Source organism: Streptomyces sp. FIT100 (genome assembly GCF_024584805.1).
Taxonomy (GTDB): domain Bacteria; phylum Actinomycetota; class Actinomycetes; order Streptomycetales; family Streptomycetaceae; genus Streptomyces.
Genome location: NZ_CP075715.1, coordinates 4,253,536 through 4,270,295 on the forward strand (window position 1 = coordinate 4,253,536; position 16,760 = coordinate 4,270,295).

The following is a 16,760-nucleotide window of genomic DNA, read 5'->3' on the forward strand; positions in this document are numbered from 1 at the left end:
CGCGCGTGATCGGTCAGTCAACCCGACCTTCAGCGGCGCGCGGTGGCGGCGCGAGCGCTGCGCGGCCGTCCGGGTGGATTCCGGCCCGGAAGGCCGCCGCGTACGTGTGCCGCCTTGACGGCGGCGGGTCCGGCACGTAGCCGCGCTGTTTCAGCCGGCGGCCAGGCCCGCGTCCCCGTGCGGTCCGTCGGACCAGCCGGTTGCCGGCCGGTCGCAGGCGGGGAGTTCCGGCTGCTGCCGGCGGCCGTGCCCAGCGCGAGCAGTGCGGCGCGTGGCCGCGACCGGTCCCCGGCTCCGGTCGCGGCGACGTGGGGCGTGGCGGGGTGGCAGCGGCGGATCAGCAGCAGCCGGCTGCCATCGGCCCGTCCGCGCCGGAGCCTGTGGAGGCGGGCTCGCCGCAGCAACAGGTGCTTCCCTGCTGTTCGTCGAGCGTGTCGGCGTCGGCCTTGTCGACGTAGACCTCCCAGGGCTCCCGGCCGGGGCCGTGGACCCAGACCTTGTCCTGGAGGGCGTAGCAGCAGGTGGTGTCGGACTCCTCGGTGGTGGCCAGGCCCGCCTCGCCGAGGCGGGTGGTGGCGGCGTGGACGGCGTCGGTGGTGTCGACCTCGACGCCGAGGTGGTCCATGCGCGTCGCCTCGTCGCCGGCGCCTTCGATGAGGACGAGCTTGAGCGGGGGCTCGGCGATGGCGAAGTTGGCGTAGCCGTCGCGGAGCTTGGCGGGCTCGGTGCCGAAGAGCTTGGTGTAGAAGGCGACGGACGCGTCGAGGTCCGGGACGCGAAGGGCGAGCTGTACGCGGGACATCGTGTACCTCCTTGCGCGGGTGGGGTTCAGCAGCCGCCCGATACGGCTGCCGGGGCGCCGATGCCGATCTGCAGGGTGGCGGGTGCGGCGCAGCAGCCGCCACCGTCGTCGCCGGCCCGGGTGGTCTCGGGCTCGTCGAAGAGTCCGGCGCCGCCGCACACCCCCGTCTCGGGCAGGGTCAGCTCCACGCGCTCTGCGGCTTCCCGGTCGCCGGCGAGGGCGGCGGCGATGGAGCGGACCTGTTCGTAGCCGGTCATGGCGAGGAAGGTCGGGGCGCGGCCGTAGGACTTCATACCGACCAGGTAGACGCCCTCCTCCGGGTGCGAGAGCTCGTTGACCCCGTGCGGGTAGACGGTGCCGCAGGAGTGGACGTTCGGGTCGATCAGCGGTGCCAGCCCGACAGGGGCCTGGAGGCGCTCGTCGAGACCGAGGCGCAGCTCGGAGACGAAGGAGAGGTCGGGCCGGAAGCCGGTGAGGACGATGACCTCGTCGACCGCGTCCAGACGGCGTCCGTCCTCGGCCACCAGCACCAGCCGGCCGTCGGCGTCGCGTTCGACGGCCTCGGTACGGAAGCCTGTGACAGCGTCGGCGTGTCCGTCCTCCACCGCGGCCCTGGCGGCGAGGCCCAGCGCACCGCGTGCGGGGAGCTGGTCGGCCTCGCCACCACCGAAGGTGGAGCCGGAGATGCCGCGCCGCAGGATCCACACGGCATGCGTGTCCGGGGCGGTCTCGGCCAGGCCCGCCAGGGAGGCGAGGGCGGTGAAGGCGGAGGCGCCGGAGCCGATGACGGCAGTGCGCTTGCCCGCGTAACGCGCCCTGACGGCTGGGTCATCGAGGTCCGGGACGCGGTAGCGGACGCGGTCCGATGCGGTGCGCTCGCCGAGGGCGTGGAGGCCGTCGCCGCCGATCGGGCCGGGGGTGGACCAGGTGCCGGAGGCGTCGATGACCGCGCGGGCGGTGATCCGCTCCTCGGTGCCGTCGACGCCCCGGATGTGCACGGTGAAGGGCTGCTGTTCGCGGTCGGCGTCCACGACGCGATCGCGGCCGGCGCGGGAGACGCCGGTGACGAGGGCGCCGTAGCGGACGCGCTCGCCCAGCACGTCCGCCAGCGGCTGAAGGTACCGCTCGGCCCAGTCGCCTCCGGTCGGGTACGTCGCACCGTCAGGGCTGATCCAGCCCGTGGGGGCCAGGAGCTTCGCGGCCGCGGGGTCGACCACCTCGGCCCAGGTGGAGAAGAGCCGCACGTGACGCCACTCCCGCACGGCGGCACCTGCGGCGTCCCCCGCCTCCAGGACCAGGGGCTCCAGGCCCCGCCCGACGAGGTGTGCGGCAGCGGCCAGGCCGATCGGGCCGGCCCCGACGACCACGGTGGGCAGGACGTCGGTGGGCACCTCGGTAATCGGCTCGGTCACGGCGAATCCCCAGTCTGTTTCGACACCCGTCGATGGCTTGCGTTGCCAGCATGGCGCCTGATTCGACGACCGTCAACATAGGCAGGGATCGAAGTAGGAGGGGGTCGTGCGGACGGCCGGCCGCGCATGCGCATTCGGGACGAGAGGGCGTGGGCTCAGGACGCCAGGCGTTGCAGGCGGCTGGTGGCCTCGCGGAGGACGTCGTCCCTCTTGCAGAAGGTGAAGCGGACCTGGCTGCGGCCGGCCTCCGGGTCGTCGTAGAAGACGGAGTTGGGGACGGCGACGACACCGCAGCGTTCGGGGAGGGAGCGGCAGAAGGCATAGGCGTCCTTCTCGCCGAAGGGGGTGATGTCGGTGGTGATGAAGTAGGTGCCCTGGGGCCGGTAGACCTCGAACCCGGCCGCACGCAAGCCGTCGGCGAGCAGGTCGCGCTTACGTCGCAGGTCGGCGCGGAAGCCGTCGAAGTACGAGTCCGGCAGGCGGAGCGCCTCGGCGATCGCGTACTGGAACGGGCCCGCACTGACGTACGTCAGGTACTGCTTCGCCGTCCGGACCGCAGAGACGAGGGGGCCGTCGGCCGTGACCCAGCCGACCTTCCATCCGGTGAAGGAGAAGGTCTTGCCGGCCGAGGAGATGGAGACGGTCCGCTCGTGCATGCCGGGGAGCGTCGCGATCGGGACGTGGACGGCGTCGTCGAAGGCCAGGTGCTCGTAGACCTCGTCGGTGACGACGAGCAGGTCGTGTTCGACGGCGAGCCCGGCGATGGCGGTGCGCTCCTCGGCGGTGAGGACCGTGCCGGTCGGGTTGTGCGGGGTGTTGAGGAGCAGGAGGCGGGTCCGCGGGGTGATCCTGGCCCGCAGCTCGTCCAGGTCCGGACGGAAGGACGGGGCGCGCAGGGTGAGCGGTACGCGCTTCGCGCCGGCCATCGCGATGCACGCCGCGTAGGAGTCGTAGAAGGGCTCGAAGGCGATCACCTCGTCACCGGGCTCCAGCAGCGCGAGCATGGTCGCCGCGATCGCCTCGGTCGCCCCCGCGGTGACCAGGATCTCCGTGTCGGGGTCGAAGTCCAGGCCGTAGAAGCGGCGCTGGTGGTCGCTGATGGCGGCGCGCAGTTCCGGGACGCCCGGACCCGGCGGGTACTGGTTGCCCCGGCCGTCGCGCAGGGCCCGCACGGCAGCCTCGCGTACGGACTCCGGGCCGTCCGTGTCCGGGAAGCCCTGACCCAGGTTGATCGCGCCCGTCGCCGTCGCCAGTGCCGACATCTCCGCGAAGATCGTCGTCCCGAGCCCGTCCAGCCTGCGGTTCAGCAGCGGCCTGCCGCCCATGTCTCCACCGTCCTCAACCGGGTGTCCGTCGATCCTTCGAGTGCCATCCTGGCCCATGCCCGGACGGGCGCTCCGCTTGCGCATCCCGGGGAACGAGACGCTCGCCGGAGGTCATGGCCGCCATCCTGCGCGGAACCTCTGGACTAGCTCAAGTCTGCTTTGGGCCGTGAGGGCCGGGGGCATCCCCCTGTCACGCAAGCGACGGGACCCGCGCAAGCGGGGACCGCACGGGGAACGAAGGGGGACGGTGAGGGCGATGCTGGTACTGATCATCGCGGTCGCGCTGGCCGCGGTCCTGGTGGCCGTGGTCAGGGCGGCGGGCCGGAGCGGCGCCCGCGGTGTCGGCCGGAGCCGGTCGCGGCGCGGCAGCTGGTGGGCGGGGAGCGGCGGTGGCTCCTCGCACGGCGGGGGCGCCGCCTGCGGAAGCGGTGGCTCCTCGTGCAGTAGCTCCTCCTCGTGCAGCAGCTCCTCCTCCTGCGGGGGCGGAGGAGGCTGCGGGGGCGGAGGCAGCTGACACGGGGCAGCTGGTCCGCCGCGCACCGCGGCAGAAGGACGCCCGGGTGGGAGAGGAGTGAACTCCCCCCGGGCGTCGCCATGTTGACGCACTATGCACGTATCCCGCGTGGTCACGGACATTCCGGAGGGGATTCGGTTGAACAGTTGAACCGTAAGGCCCCCGAGGGGATGGAAAGCACGTGAAGTTGGGTAAAAGCGCTGTGAGCGCCGCGCACTTCATGATTCCCTCGCTGTCGAGAACATCCAGCCCTCGGACCCTCCATCCGGACCCGAGCAGGCGGTCCCCACTCCTGTGTGCCACCTCCGGGGCGCCCCCGGACCGCCCGTCTACCCGTTACGCGTGTTTGCGGAGCCGACCCATGCTCACGACCCTGAAGACCTCCTACACCGACACCCGCGCGGCCGATCTGGCCTGGGCGCTGGGGCGGGAGCCGCTGCCCGCCCTCGCCGAGCTGGACCTGGAACTGGAAGGGGCGAAGCTCCAGTTGAGACTGCTGGGCGCATCGCACCAGGTGCTGCTGGAGGAGGAGCAGGGCGTCTGCTCCGAGACCGTCGCCTGCATCCCCGGCAGCAGCACGCCGCTGCCGCTGGGTGTGGCCAAACGGATCGGCGTGTGGGACTACGAGTTCGCGGCGCGCGTCGAGACGCTGTCGCAGGGCTCCTTCGCGGGGCGCGCGCAGGAGCTCCTCGCGCTGGTCGCGGACCATCCGAACGGGCTCGCGGGGACCTTCCCCGGCTCGCCGCACGCGTTCACGGCCATGGTGGCGCAGCGGCTGGAGGGCCAGGTGCGGTGGCGCACTTGGCATGCGTACCCGCAGGAGGGGCAGCTCGTGGTGACCCGGACGCGGGTGGGCGCGCGCATGCCCGCTGCGCGCTGATTCCACACATCCTCATGGCATTTCGATGCAGTTGCACCCGTGTGGGTGACGTGATGCGACGGATGTGTGACGTAGCGTTACGGCATGATCGACCCGCCTGTGTCAGCACCCGCCCGGGGCGGGGCGCGACGGCTCCAGGGCGGGGCGCGGCCGCCCGTCCGTCCCGGCGCGGGCCGGTTCCCCGTCCTCCTCGTCGTCTTCGTCTGCGCCGCCTGCGGGCTGGTGTACGAACTCGAACTCGTCGCCCTCGCCTCGTACTTGATCGGTGACTCGGTCACCCAGGCCAGCGTCGTGCTGTCCGTCATGGTCTTCGCGATGGGTCTCGGCTCCCTGTTCGCCAAGCGGCTGCGCTGCCATGCGGCGGTCGGATTCGGGCTGGTGGAGGCGGCGCTCGCGCTCATCGGCGGCAGCTCGGCGCTGGTGCTGTACGCGGCGTTCGCATGGTTCGACGAGGCGCGGTACGCGCTGGTGGCGTTCTCGCTCGCGATCGGCGTGCTGATCGGGGCGGAGATCCCGCTGCTGATGTCGCTGATCCAGCGGACGTCGCGGCGCGCCGACGGGGAGCACGACGCGGCGGGCACGGTCGCCGACCTCTTCGCGGCGGACTATGTGGGCGCGCTGGTGGGCGGACTCGCCTTTCCGTTCCTGCTGCTGCCCTGGCTCGGACAGCTGACCGGCGCGCTGCTGACGGGCGCGGTGAACGCGGTGGCGGGCGCGGCGCTCGTGCTGTGCCTGTTCCGGCGGGACCTCTCGTCGCGGGCGCGCTGGTGGCTGCTGATCGGCAATGTGGCGGTGCTTGCGCTGCTGGCGACCGCGACCGTGCTGGCCGCGGACTTCGAGTCGGCGGCGCGGCGGGCGGTGTACGGCGAGCCGGTGCGGGTCGCCGTGCGCACGGGACAGCAGGAGGTCGTGCTCACCGGCGCGCGCCAGGGGCCGCTCGATCTCTTCCTGGACGGCCGGCTGCGGGCGAGTGGGCGGGCTGAGGCGCGGTACCAGCCGGCGCTGGTGCGGCCGGCGATGCGCGGGCCGCACGCCCGGGTGCTCGTCCTCGGCGGCGGAGACGGCCTCGCGGCGCGCGAGGTGCTGCGGTATCCCGGCGTGCGCACGGTGACCCTCGTCGAGCGCGATCCGGGCATGGTGCGGCTCGCCCGCACGGATCCGGCGCTGTCGGCGCTGAACGGTGCGGTGTTCCGGGACGCGCGGCTGCGGGTGGTGTACGCGGACGCGTTCGCCTGGCTGAGGGGCGCCGCGCAGGGCGGGGACGGGTGCGGGGACAGGGGCGGGGACGGGGGCGGCGGATACGACGTGGTGATCGCGGACCTGCCCGAGCCGGGCACCGCGCCCGGCGCGAAGCTCTACTCCCAGGAGTTCTACGGCCTCACGGCGGGGGTCCTCGCGGACGGCGGACGGGTGGCGGTGCACGCGGGCGCGATCGGCGCGGACGCGCGAGCGTACTGGACGGTCGAGTCCACGATGCGCGCGGCGGGTCTCGCGACGACCCCCTACCGCGCGCCGGCCCACCCCGCCCGCGCCTTCGTCCTGGCGACGGCGGGCCCACCGCCCCGGCTGGGCCCGGGCGCGGTGGATCTCGCGCCCGAGCGGATGGAAGGGCTGCCGGCGTCGACGCTGGTGCATCCGCGGTACGGGGAGTGACGGGGCACTTTTGCGGCTTCCGCCGCGTCGGAGGGGCGGAGCCGCCGCTCGCGTCTGCGGCGCGAGGTGTGCCGGTTCTGCACAGAAGGGGTCCGCGCGGGCCGGGGCTGAGTAGGCTCGGGCCATGGAGCATGAGGTGTTCGTTCCGGTACCGGCAGAGATCCTCCGGCAGGCGCTCTCCGATCCTGCCCGCGTCGCGCGCTGCCTCCCGGGGCTCCAGCAGGACGCCGACGCGGCGGTCGGCCCGCTCGCGGGGAGGCTGAAGATCCGCGTCGGCGGACATACGATCACCTATCGCGGCGCCCTGCGGATCACCCCGAAGGGCAGCGACTTCGCCGTCGAGGGCGAGGGCACGGAGGCCCGCGGTCCGGGCTCCGCCAAGGTCGCCCTGACGCTGCGTCTCCTCCCGGCGGAGGGCGGTACGACCCTCGGCTTCAGCGGCACGTCCCACGCGGACGGCCGCCTCGCCGAACTGCCCGCGGACACGATCGTCCAGGCGGCCACCCGCCTGCTGGACCGTTTTGCCGCGTCGCTGGCCTCCGAGGCACCCGCCCCCTCCGCCGGCGCCCAGCCGGACACCACGACCGAGGTTCCCCGAACCGACGACGTCCCCGAAGCCGAAGCCGAAGCCGAAGCCGAAGCCGAAGCCGAAGCCGAAGCCGAAGCCGAAGCCGAAGCCGAAGCCGAAGCTGGAACGGACGCGGGCGCGGACACCGGGAGCGGCACCGGGACCGGGACCGACCCCGCGCCCCTCTTCGACGTCGACGTTCCGCCCCCCTCCCTCGACCCCCTGGCCGACGAGACGTTCGGCGACGGCGACGAGCCCCCGGCGGAGGCCGCGCACGCGCGCCGGACCATGATCGGTCGCAGCGCCGAGGAGGTCGACCACGCGCCGCCCCGCGGCCGCTACGCGCCCGTGCCCGCACCGCAGTCCACCACGGCCGGTGGCACTCTGCGCTGGATCGCGCCGGCCGCCGCACTCGCGATCGCGTCCGCCGTCGTCGTCGGGCGTGCGCTGCGGCGTCGCAGGTAGTCCGCCAGTAGTGTCGGGGTGTGAGTAGCGAAGAGAGTGTCCGGCTCACCGCCGGCGATGCCGAGCTGACCGTTGACCCCGCGAACGGCTGCCGCGTCAGCAGTTTCCGGATCGGAGGGACCGAACTCCTCCGCCAGGGTCCGCACTACGGCAGTTTCCCCATGGTCCCGTGGTGCGGACGCACCGAGAACGGCCGGTTCCTCAACGGCGGCGTTCCCCACCAGTTGCCCGTCAACTCCCCGCCCCATGCCATCCACGGCACCGGCCGCGACGTGGCCTGGCGGATGGCGCGCGAGGCATCCGGCCCGACCACGGCCGTGTTCACCTACGAACTCGGCGACCCCTGGCCGTACGACGGACTCGTGACCCAGACGTTCGAGCTGACCGAGGACTCGCTCACGTTCCAGATGGGCGTCGAGACATACGACGTGTCGTTCCCCGCGCAGGCGGGCTGGCACCCCTGGTTCCGGCGCAACGCCTTCCCGGGCGGGAAGGACGTGCGGATCGACTTCACCGCGGACTGGCAGGAGGAGCGCGGCACCGACCACCTCCCCACCGGCCGCCGTATCGCCCCCACCCCCGGCCCCTGGGACGACTGCTTCGGCATGGAGGACGGCGTCCACGTCACCCTCACCTGGCCCGAGCAGCTGGAGCTCACGGTGAAGAGCCGCTCGGAGTGGGTCGTGGTCTACGACGAGGAGCCCGAGGCGGTCTGCGTCGAGCCCCAGTCGGGTCCTCCCAACGGCCTCAACACCCATCCGCGCCTGGTCACGCCCATCGACCCGCTCGAAATGGCCGCGACCTGGAGCTGGCGGAGGCTCGCTCAGGACAGGACCTAAGCTGCTGGGCATGACTGACGTATGCGCTGAGCTGCTCCAGCAGATCAAGGACAAGGCCGTCGTGCACGGCAAGGTGACCCTCTCCTCGGGTCGTGAGGCCGACTACTACATCGACCTGCGCCGGATCACGCTGGACGGCGAGGCCGCGCCGCTGGTCGGTCAGGTCATGCTCGATCTGACCGAGGAGCTGGACTTCGACTGCGTCGGCGGGCTGACCCTCGGGGCCGACCCCGTCGCCACCGCGATGCTGCATGCCTCCGCCGCGCGCGGCGAGCGCCTGGACGCCTTCGTCGTGCGCAAGGCCCAGAAGGCCCACGGGATGCAGCGCCGTATCGAGGGCGCCGACGTCAAGGGCCGGCGCTGCCTCGTGGTCGAGGACACCTCGACCACGGGCGGCTCGCCGCTCACCGCCGTCGAGGCGGTGCGTGAGGCGGGCGGTGAGGTGGTCGCGGTCGCCACGATCGTGGACCGCGGCGCCGCCGACGCCATCGCCGAGGCCGGGCTCAGCTATCTGACCGGATACCGGCTCTCGGACCTCGGCCTCGACTGACCGGTCCGCCAGGGGCTGACCTGCGGCTTTGCCGAGGGGCGGGTGTTTCACGTGAAACCTCCCGCCCTTTGGGCCGGGCACCGGCGTGGGCGTCTGGAAAGATAGGTGCGACGATGACGTCGCCCCCAGGTCAGGGCCAAGCAACGCAAACCGCACATCACAAGGAGCGGACAGATGCCCATCGCAACCCCCGAGGTCTACAACGAGATGCTCGACCGGGCGAAGGCAGGCAAGTTCGCCTACCCGGCCATCAACGTCACCTCGTCCCAGACCCTGCACGCTGCGCTGCGCGGCTTCGCGGAGGCCGAGAGCGACGGCATCATCCAGATCTCCACCGGCGGTGCGGAGTTCCTGGGCGGTCAGCACAGCAAGGACATGGTGACCGGTGCGGTCGCCCTGGCCGAGTTCGCGCACATCGTGGCGGCGAAGTACGACATCACCGTCGCGCTGCACACCGACCACTGCCCGAAGGACAAGCTCGACGGCTACGTCCGCCCGCTGCTGGCGGTCTCCGCCGAGCGTGTCGCCGCCGGCAGGAACCCGCTCTTCCAGTCCCACATGTGGGATGGTTCCGCCGAGACCCTTGCCGACAACCTGGCCATCGGCCAGGAGCTGCTGGCGCAGGCCGCCGCCGCCAAGATCATCCTTGAGGTCGAGATCACCCCGACCGGCGGCGAGGAGGACGGCGTCACCCACGAGATCAACGACGAGCTCTACACGACGGTCGAGGACGCCATCCGCACCGCCGAGGCGCTCGGCCTGGGCGAGAAGGGCCGCTACCTGCTGGCGGCGTCGTTCGGCAATGTGCACGGTGTGTACAAGCCGGGCAACGTCGTGCTCCGCCCCGAGCTGCTGAAGGACCTGCAGGCCGGTGTGGCCGCGAAGTTCGGCAAGGCCGACCCGTTCGACTTCGTCTTCCACGGCGGCTCCGGCTCCACGGCCGAGGAGATCGCCACCGCGCTGGAGAACGGTGTCGTGAAGATGAACCTCGACACCGACACCCAGTACGCCTTCACCCGCCCCGTCGTGGACCACATGTTCAAGAACTACGACGGTGTGCTGAAGGTCGACGGCGAGGTCGGCTCCAAGAAGCACTACGATCCGCGCAGCTGGGGCAAGGTCGCCGAGGCGGGCATGGCCAAGCGCGTCGTCGAGGCGTGCGGCGCGCTGCGCTCCACGGGCACGAAGATCAAGTAAGCGCTGGACCCCCTGAGGGCCCGGCACCGGTCACCGGTGCCGGGCCCTCGCGTTTGGGCCCTCGCGTTTGGGCCCTCGCGTTTGGGCCCTCGCGTTTGGGCCCTTGCGTTTGCGGGCTCGCGTCCGTTCGGCGAGGGGTGGGGAGGAGCCGGGGCGGGAAAAGTCCTGCCGCAGGCGATGCCACCGGCCCAGGGGGATGATCGGCGTATGGACATCAGGCTGTCGTCGACCACCGGCCGGTGGGTGGTGCTGACGACCGTCCTCGGGTCCAGCATGGCACTGCTGGACTCGACCGTCGTCAACGTCGCCCTGCCGCACATCGGCGACGACCTCGACGCCGATCTCGCGGCCCTGCAGTGGACCGTCAACGCCTACATGCTCACCCTCGCCGGGCTGATCCTGCTCGGCGGAGCGCTCGGCGACCGGTACGGGCGGCGGCGGGTGTTCGTCATCGGGGTGGTGTGGTTCGCGGTGGCCTCGCTCGCCTGCGGGCTCGCGCCCAACGCGCTCGTGCTGATCATCGCCCGCGCCTTGCAGGGCGTCGGCGGCGCCCTGCTCACACCCGGCTCCCTGGCCATCATCCAGGCGAGTTTCCACCCCGACGACCGGGCCCGCGCCGTGGGGCTGTGGTCCGGCTTCGGCGGGGTCGGCGCGGCCGTGGGCCCCTTCGTCGGCGGGTGGCTGGTAGACGGCCCCGGCTGGCGCTGGGTGTTCCTGCTGAACGTGCCGCTGGCGGCGCTGTGCGTGCCGGTGGCGCTGCGCCATGTGCCCGAGTCGCGCGACCCGTTCGCGCACGGGCGGTTCGACGTCCTGGGCGCCGTGCTGGGCGCGCTGGGCCTCGCGCTCGTGACGTACGCGCTCATCGACATGGCCTGGTGGGCCGGTGTGGCGGGGGTGGCGGCGAGTGCGGCCTTCGTCGTCGTCGAGCGGCGCCGTCCCGAGCCCATGCTGCCGCCGTCGATCTTCGCCTCGCGGCTGTTCACCGCGGTCAACCTGGTCACCGTGTGCGTGTACGCGGCGTTCGGCGGGTTCTTCTTCCTCGCCTCCCTGCAACTCCAGGTCGTCTCGGGCTATTCGGCCCTCGCCGCGGGGACCGCGCTGCTGCCCACCACCGTGCTGATGCTCCTGTTCTCCGCCCGCTCGGGGGCGCTGGGCGAGCGGATCGGCCCCCGCATCCCCCTCACCGTCGGCCCGCTGCTCTGCGCGGCCGGGATGCTGCTGATGCTCCGCGTCGGTGCGAACGCCTCGTACGTCGCCGACGTGCTGCCCGCGACGCTGGTGCTCGGCCTCGGCATGGTGACCCTGGTCGCCCCGCTCACCGCCACCGTCCTTGCCTCCGTGGACACCGCCAGGGCGGGCATCGCCAGCGGTATCAACAACGCGGCCGCCCGCGCGGCGGGCCTGCTCGCGGTGGCCGCGCTGCCGCTGCTGACCGGGATGGGGCCGGAGGCGTACCGGATCCCGGAGGAGTTCGCGGCGACCTTCCGGCGGGCGATGCCGATGTGCGCGGGCGTGCTCGTGCTGGGCTCGGTCATCGCCTGGGCGACGATCCGGCGGCCGCCGGCGACGCGCGCCCGGCCCGAGTGCAAGGTGCAGTGCGGGGTCGGCGCGCCCACTCTGGAACACATCGCGCGGCCGGACCCCGGGCAGGACGGCCATGACCGTCGGGAGGGCCGGGACGACCGTCGGGAGGGGCGGGACAAGACCTCCGAGTGAGCCGCGGGGCGCGCCGGTCGCGGGCGCGGGTCGCGGCGGGGCGGCCGGGCTCTGCCCATGCCCAGGGGCCTCGGAGGGGCTCTCGGGCCTCAGCGGCCTCGGAGCAGGCCCTCGGGTCTCAGAGCATGTCCTCGATCGTCATCGGCAGTTTGCGCAGCCTGCGACCGGTGGCGTTGTGGACCGCGTTGGCGATGGCGGCGGCGACGCCGACCTGACCGATCTCCCCGACGCCCTTCACCCCGAGCGGGTTGACGACCGGGTCCTCGACCTCGACGAGTTCGATGTCCACGTCGGGGGCGTCGGCGTTGACCGCGACAAGGTATTCGCCGAGGCTGGAGTTGGCCCAGCGACCGGTCCCGGGCTGCATGTAGTTGGCCTCCAGCAGTGCCTGCCCCAGGCCCCAGAGCATGCCGCCCATGAGCTGGCTGCGGGCCGTCTTGGGGTTGAGCACCCGGCCGGGGGCGAAGGCGCCCGTCATCCTGCGCACCCGGATCAGTCCGAGTTCCGCGTCCACGGCCACCTCGGCGAACTGCGCGCCGAACGTGAGCATGCCGTACTCCGCGCCCGGGCCGGGCGGACTCCAGGATCCGGTGGCCTCCGCGTCCGGCTGGAAGCACCGCTGCAGCAGCGCCGCGTACGACTCGCTCGACGTACCCGCGGTCATGACGCCGTCCTGGACGACGACATCGGCAATCGCCGCGCCGTGCAGGGGCGATCCCGGATCGCCGACGGCCCGCGCGATCATCTGGTTGCGCAGGGCGGTGGCCGCGCTGTGCACCGCGGCACTGATCATCCCGCTGCCGGAGGAGCCGACGGCCGCCGCGATGGTGGGCAGGTCGGTGTCGCCGTTCTCGAAGCGGCAGCGCTCGAAGGCCATGCCGAGGCCGTCGGCGGCGACCTGGGTCATGACGGTGGCCACGCCGGTGCCGAAGTCGGGGGTCGCCGCCTGTACGAGGGCCGTGCCGTCGGCGTACAGGCGGGCGCGGGCGCGCTGCGGGTTGGCGGGCGAGAAGACCGGGTATCCGGCCGTGGCCATGCCGGTCCCGATCAGCCAGTTCCCGTCGCGCCTGGCGCCTGGCGCCAGGGTGCGCCGGTCCCAGCCGAAGCGGGCGGCGCCGCGCTCGAAGCACTCCCTGAGGCCGGTGCTGGACCAGGGGTTGCCGGTGTTGGGGTCGGTGTCGCTGATGTTGCGCAGGCGCAGCTCGATCGGGTCCAGGCCGAGCTCCGAGGCGAGTTCGTCCATCGCGCACTCCAGGGCGAACATCCCGGACGCCTCGCCGGGTGCGCGCATGAAGGTGGGCGTCATGGTGTTGCCGCGGATCAGCCGGTAGACGCCTTCATAGGCGGGAGCGGCGTAGATCTGCGAGGAGAGACCCATCGACGGCTCCGCCCAGTCGTCGAAGTGCGAGCCGACCGAGAGCTTGTGGTGGCGGATCGCGGTCAGCCGGCCCTCGCGCGTGGCGCCGACGGCGAGGTGCTGCTCCTGCTCCTCACGGTGACCGACCGAGGTGAACATCTGCTCACGTGTGAGGGCGAGCCTGACGGGGCGGCCGACCTCACGGGCGGCCATGGCGGCCAGCGCCGGATGGTTGTGGATCATGGCCTTGGAGCCGAAGCTGCCGCCGACGAAATGACCGATGACGCGGATCCTCGCCAGCGGGATGCCGAGCAGCTGGGCGACGGTGATCTGGGTGGCGTTGACCCCCTGGGTCGCGTCGTACAGCACCAGCTCGTCGCCCTGCCACTCGGCGGTGGTGGTCGAGGGCTCGATCGGGTTGTGGTTGTTCGCGGCGTAGGTGTACGTGGCCTCCACCCGTACATCGGCCCCGGCGAGGCCCGCTTCGGCGTCCCCGCGCTCGATACGGCCCGGCAGGAACCCGCCGAAGATCCGCTCGGGCTCGTACGCCTGGTCGCGCCCCTGGTCGATCGTGGTGACCGACGGGGTCTCCTCGTAGGTGATCCGCACCAGGCTCGCCGCGTGCTGGGCGCGCTCGTAGGTGTCGGCGACGACGAGAGCGACCTGCTGGCCCGCGTAGTGGACGATGTCGTCCTGCATGGGGAAGAACGTCTGGCCGGGCGCCGCGGTGCCGGCGAGCGAGGGGACGAGCGGCGGCTGGGCGGCGATCCTCGGCAGGTTCTCGTGGGTCAGTACGGCGAGCACACCCTCCTCGGCCAGGGCGTCACTCGTGTCGATCGCGGTGATCCGGCCGCTGGGGACGCGGGCGCCGACGATGTACGCGTACGTCAGGCCCGGGATCGGGACATCGGCGGAATAGCGCGCCGCACCCGTCACCTTGGGGCGGCCGTCGACGCGGTCCAGGGCCTGTCCGACGGCCGGGGTTGCGGTGGTCATGCCGGGCTCCCGTTCCCCGCGAGGGTGTCGAGGGCGCGTACGATCGCGCGCTGGGCGAGTTCGACCTTGAAGGCGTTCATCACGGTGGGCCGCGCGTCGGCCAGCTCCACCCTGGCGGCCTGTGCGAAGTTCGCCCGCTCCGCGACCGCCCCGATCAGGAAGTCCTCCGCGCGCCGGGCGCGCCAGGGTTTGGTGGCGACACCGCCGAGGGCCATGCGTACGTCCGCCACGGTGTCGTCGACGAGCGACAGCGCCACGGCCACGGAGGCCAGGGCGAACTCGTAGGACTCCCGGTCGCGGACCTTCAGGTACAGGGACGTGCGGGCGACCGGCGCGGCCGGCACCTCGATGGCGGTGATCAGCTCGCCGTGCGCCATGGGGTGCTCGCGGTGCGGGGTGTCACCGGGCAGCAGGAAGAAGTCGTCGATGGCGTAGGTGCGCTCGCCGTCGGCCCCCTGGGTGAGCACCTTGGCGTCGAGGGCCATGAGGGCCACCGCCAGATCGGAGGGGTGCGTCGCGATGCAGTGGTCGCTGGTGCCCAGCACCGCGTGTCCGCGGCTGAAGCCCTCGATCGCGGAGCAGCCGGTGCCCGGGTCCCGCTTGTTGCAGGGTGACTCGGCGTCGCGGAAGTACGAGCAGCGCACGCGCTGGAGCAGATTGCCCCCCATGGAGGCCATGTGCCGGAGCTGCGCGGAGGCGCCGAGCTCCAGGGCCTGGGCGATGACCGGGAAGCGCTCCCGGACGACGGGTGCCGCGGCGACCTCGCTCATCCGGGCCAGGGAACCGATGCGCAGACCCCCCTCGGGGGTGGCCTCGATTCCGGTGAGGGGGAGATCGTTGATGTCGACCAGCCGGCGGGGGGTGAGGACGTTCTGCCGGAGCAGGTCCACCTCTGTGGTGCCGCCGGCGAGGAAGTCGCTGGTGGGGTCGGAGCTGACGGCGGCGATCGCGCTGGCCGTGTCAGGGGCGCGGGAGTAGGTGATGGGCCGCACGGCGGGCTCCCTGTGCTCGGTTCGGTGGCATTCGGTCGGGCGTGCTCTGCTCGGTCGGTGCTGTGCTCAGTCGGTGTGCTGTGCTCGCTCGTCCTCCGGACCGGAGGGACTGCCCAGGGACTAGTCGGCGCGGCCCGCACCGTCGGCGCGGCCCGCACCGTCGGCGCGGCCCGCACCGTCGGCGCGGCCCGCACCGTCGGCGCGGCCCGCACCGTCGGCGCGGCCCGCACCGTCGGCGCGGCCCGCACCGTCGGTGCGGTCGGTACCGTCGCGGACCGCGCGGATGGCGGCGCGGATGTGCGGGTAAGCGGCGCAGCGGCAGATGTTGCCGCTCATCCACTCCTTGATCTCGGCGTCGTCGCCCGCGTGCCCCTCCTTGAGGAGCGCCACGGCGGACATGATCTGGCCGGGCGTGCAGAAGCCGCACTGGAACGCGTCCTCGGCGATGAACGCCTGCTGCATGTCGTGGAGTTCGCTCTTCTCCGCGAGCCCCTCGATGGTGGTGATCTCACGGCCCTCGCAGGTCATCGCGAGGGTGAGGCAGGCCAGCACGCGGCGCCCGTCCACCCACACCGTGCAGGCGCCGCAGGTGCCCTGGTCGCAGCCCTTCTTCGCCCCGGTCATGGACAGGCACTCACGGAGGGCGTCGAGCAGGCTCACGCGTGGCTCGATCTCCGTCGTCAGCTCGGCGCCGTTGACCTTCAGGGTGACCTCGACCGGGCCTGGTCCTCGTTCATCGAGGGTGCGGCCACGTTCGGTGACGGCCGAGCGACGTGCAGGCATAGTTCCTCCTGGGCGCTTGTCCCCTCAATGCTCATACAGCGACAAATACGGTGCAACCGGATGCCCGGCGCGGCAACGGGGGCGCCTCGGGGCGGGGGAAGGCGGAACGCGTACGAAGGGCGGCGGGGTTGGCGGTCAGGAGGTCCGGTCCGGGGTGTGCCGCCCGGCCGTCCCGCCGCTTCTGTGACACTTGACCGCATGTCCATCCACGAAAACCTGCTCGGGGGACCGCCCCCCACCCATCTTCCCGACGAGCCCGAGCCGCGGGAGCTGCTCGCGTCCGGCACGGCCCCCGCCGAGGTCGCCGCGAAGTACCCCACCTCCTCGCTGGCCTGGGCCCAGCTCGCCGACGAGGCGTTCGAGGCCGGCCGCGTCGTGGAGTCGTACGCCTACGCCCGCACCGGCTACCACCGCGGCCTCGACGCGCTGCGCCGCAGCGGCTGGAAGGGCCACGGCCCGGTGCCCTGGGAGCACGAGCCGAACCGCGGCTTCCTGCGCGCCCTGCACGCCCTCGCCCGCGCCGCGCAGGCCATCGGCGAGCAGCACGAGTACGAGCGCTGCGCGACGTTCCTGCGGGACTCCTCCGAGACCGCCGCGCAGATCCTCGGCTGAGCGCGGCTCCCGGGCCGACCGGCCCTGCCCGGTGGCGGGCGCCTCTCGGGGCGCCCGCTCTGGCCGTTCCCGCGTGGCTCGTGTTTATGATGCCCGCAG

The 16,760-nt window shown here is 72.6% G+C and carries 14 protein-coding genes; 8 read left to right on the forward strand and 6 right to left on the reverse strand.

Annotation, left to right across the window (positions count from 1 at the left end):
• Positions 1 to 337: 337 nt before the first annotated feature.
• From KK483_RS19200 to KK483_RS19210, 3 genes are all read right to left on the reverse strand, one after another.
• Entirely contained in the window at positions 338 to 802 is a 465-nt protein-coding gene (locus tag KK483_RS19200) for an ArsI/CadI family heavy metal resistance metalloenzyme (protein ID WP_262006438.1), read from the reverse strand.
• Between the two features lie 26 nt (positions 803 to 828).
• Entirely contained in the window at positions 829 to 2,214 is a 1,386-nt protein-coding gene (locus KK483_RS19205; protein ID WP_262006439.1) for an NAD(P)-binding domain-containing protein, read from the reverse strand.
• Between the two features lie 155 nt (positions 2,215 to 2,369).
• Positions 2,370 to 3,539 carry a pyridoxal phosphate-dependent aminotransferase gene (locus tag KK483_RS19210; protein WP_262006440.1) on the reverse strand — a complete coding sequence of 390 codons (1,170 nt, stop codon included), beginning with the start codon at positions 3,537 to 3,539 and terminating at the stop codon, positions 2,370 to 2,372.
• 875 nt (positions 3,540 to 4,414) lie between these two features.
• Between KK483_RS19210 and KK483_RS19215 the strand changes: the two genes are divergently transcribed.
• From KK483_RS19215 to KK483_RS19245, 7 genes are all read left to right on the forward strand, one after another.
• Complete coding sequence (locus KK483_RS19215) at positions 4,415 to 4,933, forward strand: DUF2617 family protein (RefSeq protein ID WP_262006441.1); 519 nt, start codon at positions 4,415 to 4,417, stop codon at positions 4,931 to 4,933.
• A gap of 84 nt (positions 4,934 to 5,017) precedes the next feature.
• Complete coding sequence (locus tag KK483_RS19220; RefSeq protein ID WP_262006442.1) at positions 5,018 to 6,586, forward strand: polyamine aminopropyltransferase; 1,569 nt, start codon at positions 5,018 to 5,020, stop codon at positions 6,584 to 6,586.
• 124 nt (positions 6,587 to 6,710) lie between these two features.
• Entirely contained in the window at positions 6,711 to 7,619 is a 909-nt protein-coding gene (locus tag KK483_RS19225; protein WP_262006443.1) for an SRPBCC domain-containing protein, read from the forward strand.
• Between the two features lie 20 nt (positions 7,620 to 7,639).
• The gene (locus tag KK483_RS19230) at positions 7,640 to 8,458 is read left to right on the forward strand and encodes an aldose 1-epimerase (protein WP_262006444.1); all 819 of its coding nucleotides are present in this window, start codon (positions 7,640 to 7,642) and stop codon (positions 8,456 to 8,458) included.
• 10 nt (positions 8,459 to 8,468) lie between these two features.
• Entirely contained in the window at positions 8,469 to 9,008 is a 540-nt protein-coding gene (gene pyrE, locus KK483_RS19235; RefSeq protein WP_262006445.1) for an orotate phosphoribosyltransferase, read from the forward strand.
• Positions 9,009 to 9,182: 174 nt separating this feature from the next.
• Positions 9,183 to 10,205: a class II fructose-bisphosphate aldolase gene (fbaA, locus tag KK483_RS19240; RefSeq protein WP_262006446.1), complete on the forward strand. Its 1,023-nt coding sequence runs from the start codon at positions 9,183 to 9,185 to the stop codon at positions 10,203 to 10,205.
• Positions 10,206 to 10,412: 207 nt separating this feature from the next.
• Positions 10,413 to 11,921 carry an MFS transporter gene (locus tag KK483_RS19245; RefSeq protein ID WP_262006447.1) on the forward strand — a complete coding sequence of 503 codons (1,509 nt, stop codon included), beginning with the start codon at positions 10,413 to 10,415 and terminating at the stop codon, positions 11,919 to 11,921.
• Between the two features lie 118 nt (positions 11,922 to 12,039).
• Here KK483_RS19245 and KK483_RS19250 read toward each other — a convergent pair whose 3' ends face one another.
• From KK483_RS19250 to KK483_RS19260, 3 genes are all read right to left on the reverse strand, one after another.
• Positions 12,040 to 14,274 (reverse strand): xanthine dehydrogenase family protein molybdopterin-binding subunit, encoded by a 2,235-nt coding sequence (locus KK483_RS19250; protein WP_262006448.1) that lies wholly within the window; start codon positions 14,272 to 14,274, stop codon positions 12,040 to 12,042.
• Positions 14,271 to 15,266, reverse strand: coding sequence for a xanthine dehydrogenase family protein subunit M (locus KK483_RS19255; RefSeq protein ID WP_262006449.1), 996 nt, complete (start codon positions 15,264 to 15,266; stop codon positions 14,271 to 14,273). The genes KK483_RS19250 and KK483_RS19255 overlap by 4 nt, the downstream gene beginning before the upstream one ends.
• A 120-nt stretch (positions 15,267 to 15,386) precedes the next feature.
• Positions 15,387 to 16,049 (reverse strand): (2Fe-2S)-binding protein, encoded by a 663-nt coding sequence (locus tag KK483_RS19260; protein WP_262006450.1) that lies wholly within the window; start codon positions 16,047 to 16,049, stop codon positions 15,387 to 15,389.
• Positions 16,050 to 16,247: 198 nt separating this feature from the next.
• Between KK483_RS19260 and KK483_RS19265 the strand changes: the two genes are divergently transcribed.
• Complete coding sequence (locus tag KK483_RS19265; RefSeq protein ID WP_262006451.1) at positions 16,248 to 16,661, forward strand: DUF3151 domain-containing protein; 414 nt, start codon at positions 16,248 to 16,250, stop codon at positions 16,659 to 16,661.
• The last annotated feature ends 99 nt before the right edge of the window (positions 16,662 to 16,760 follow it).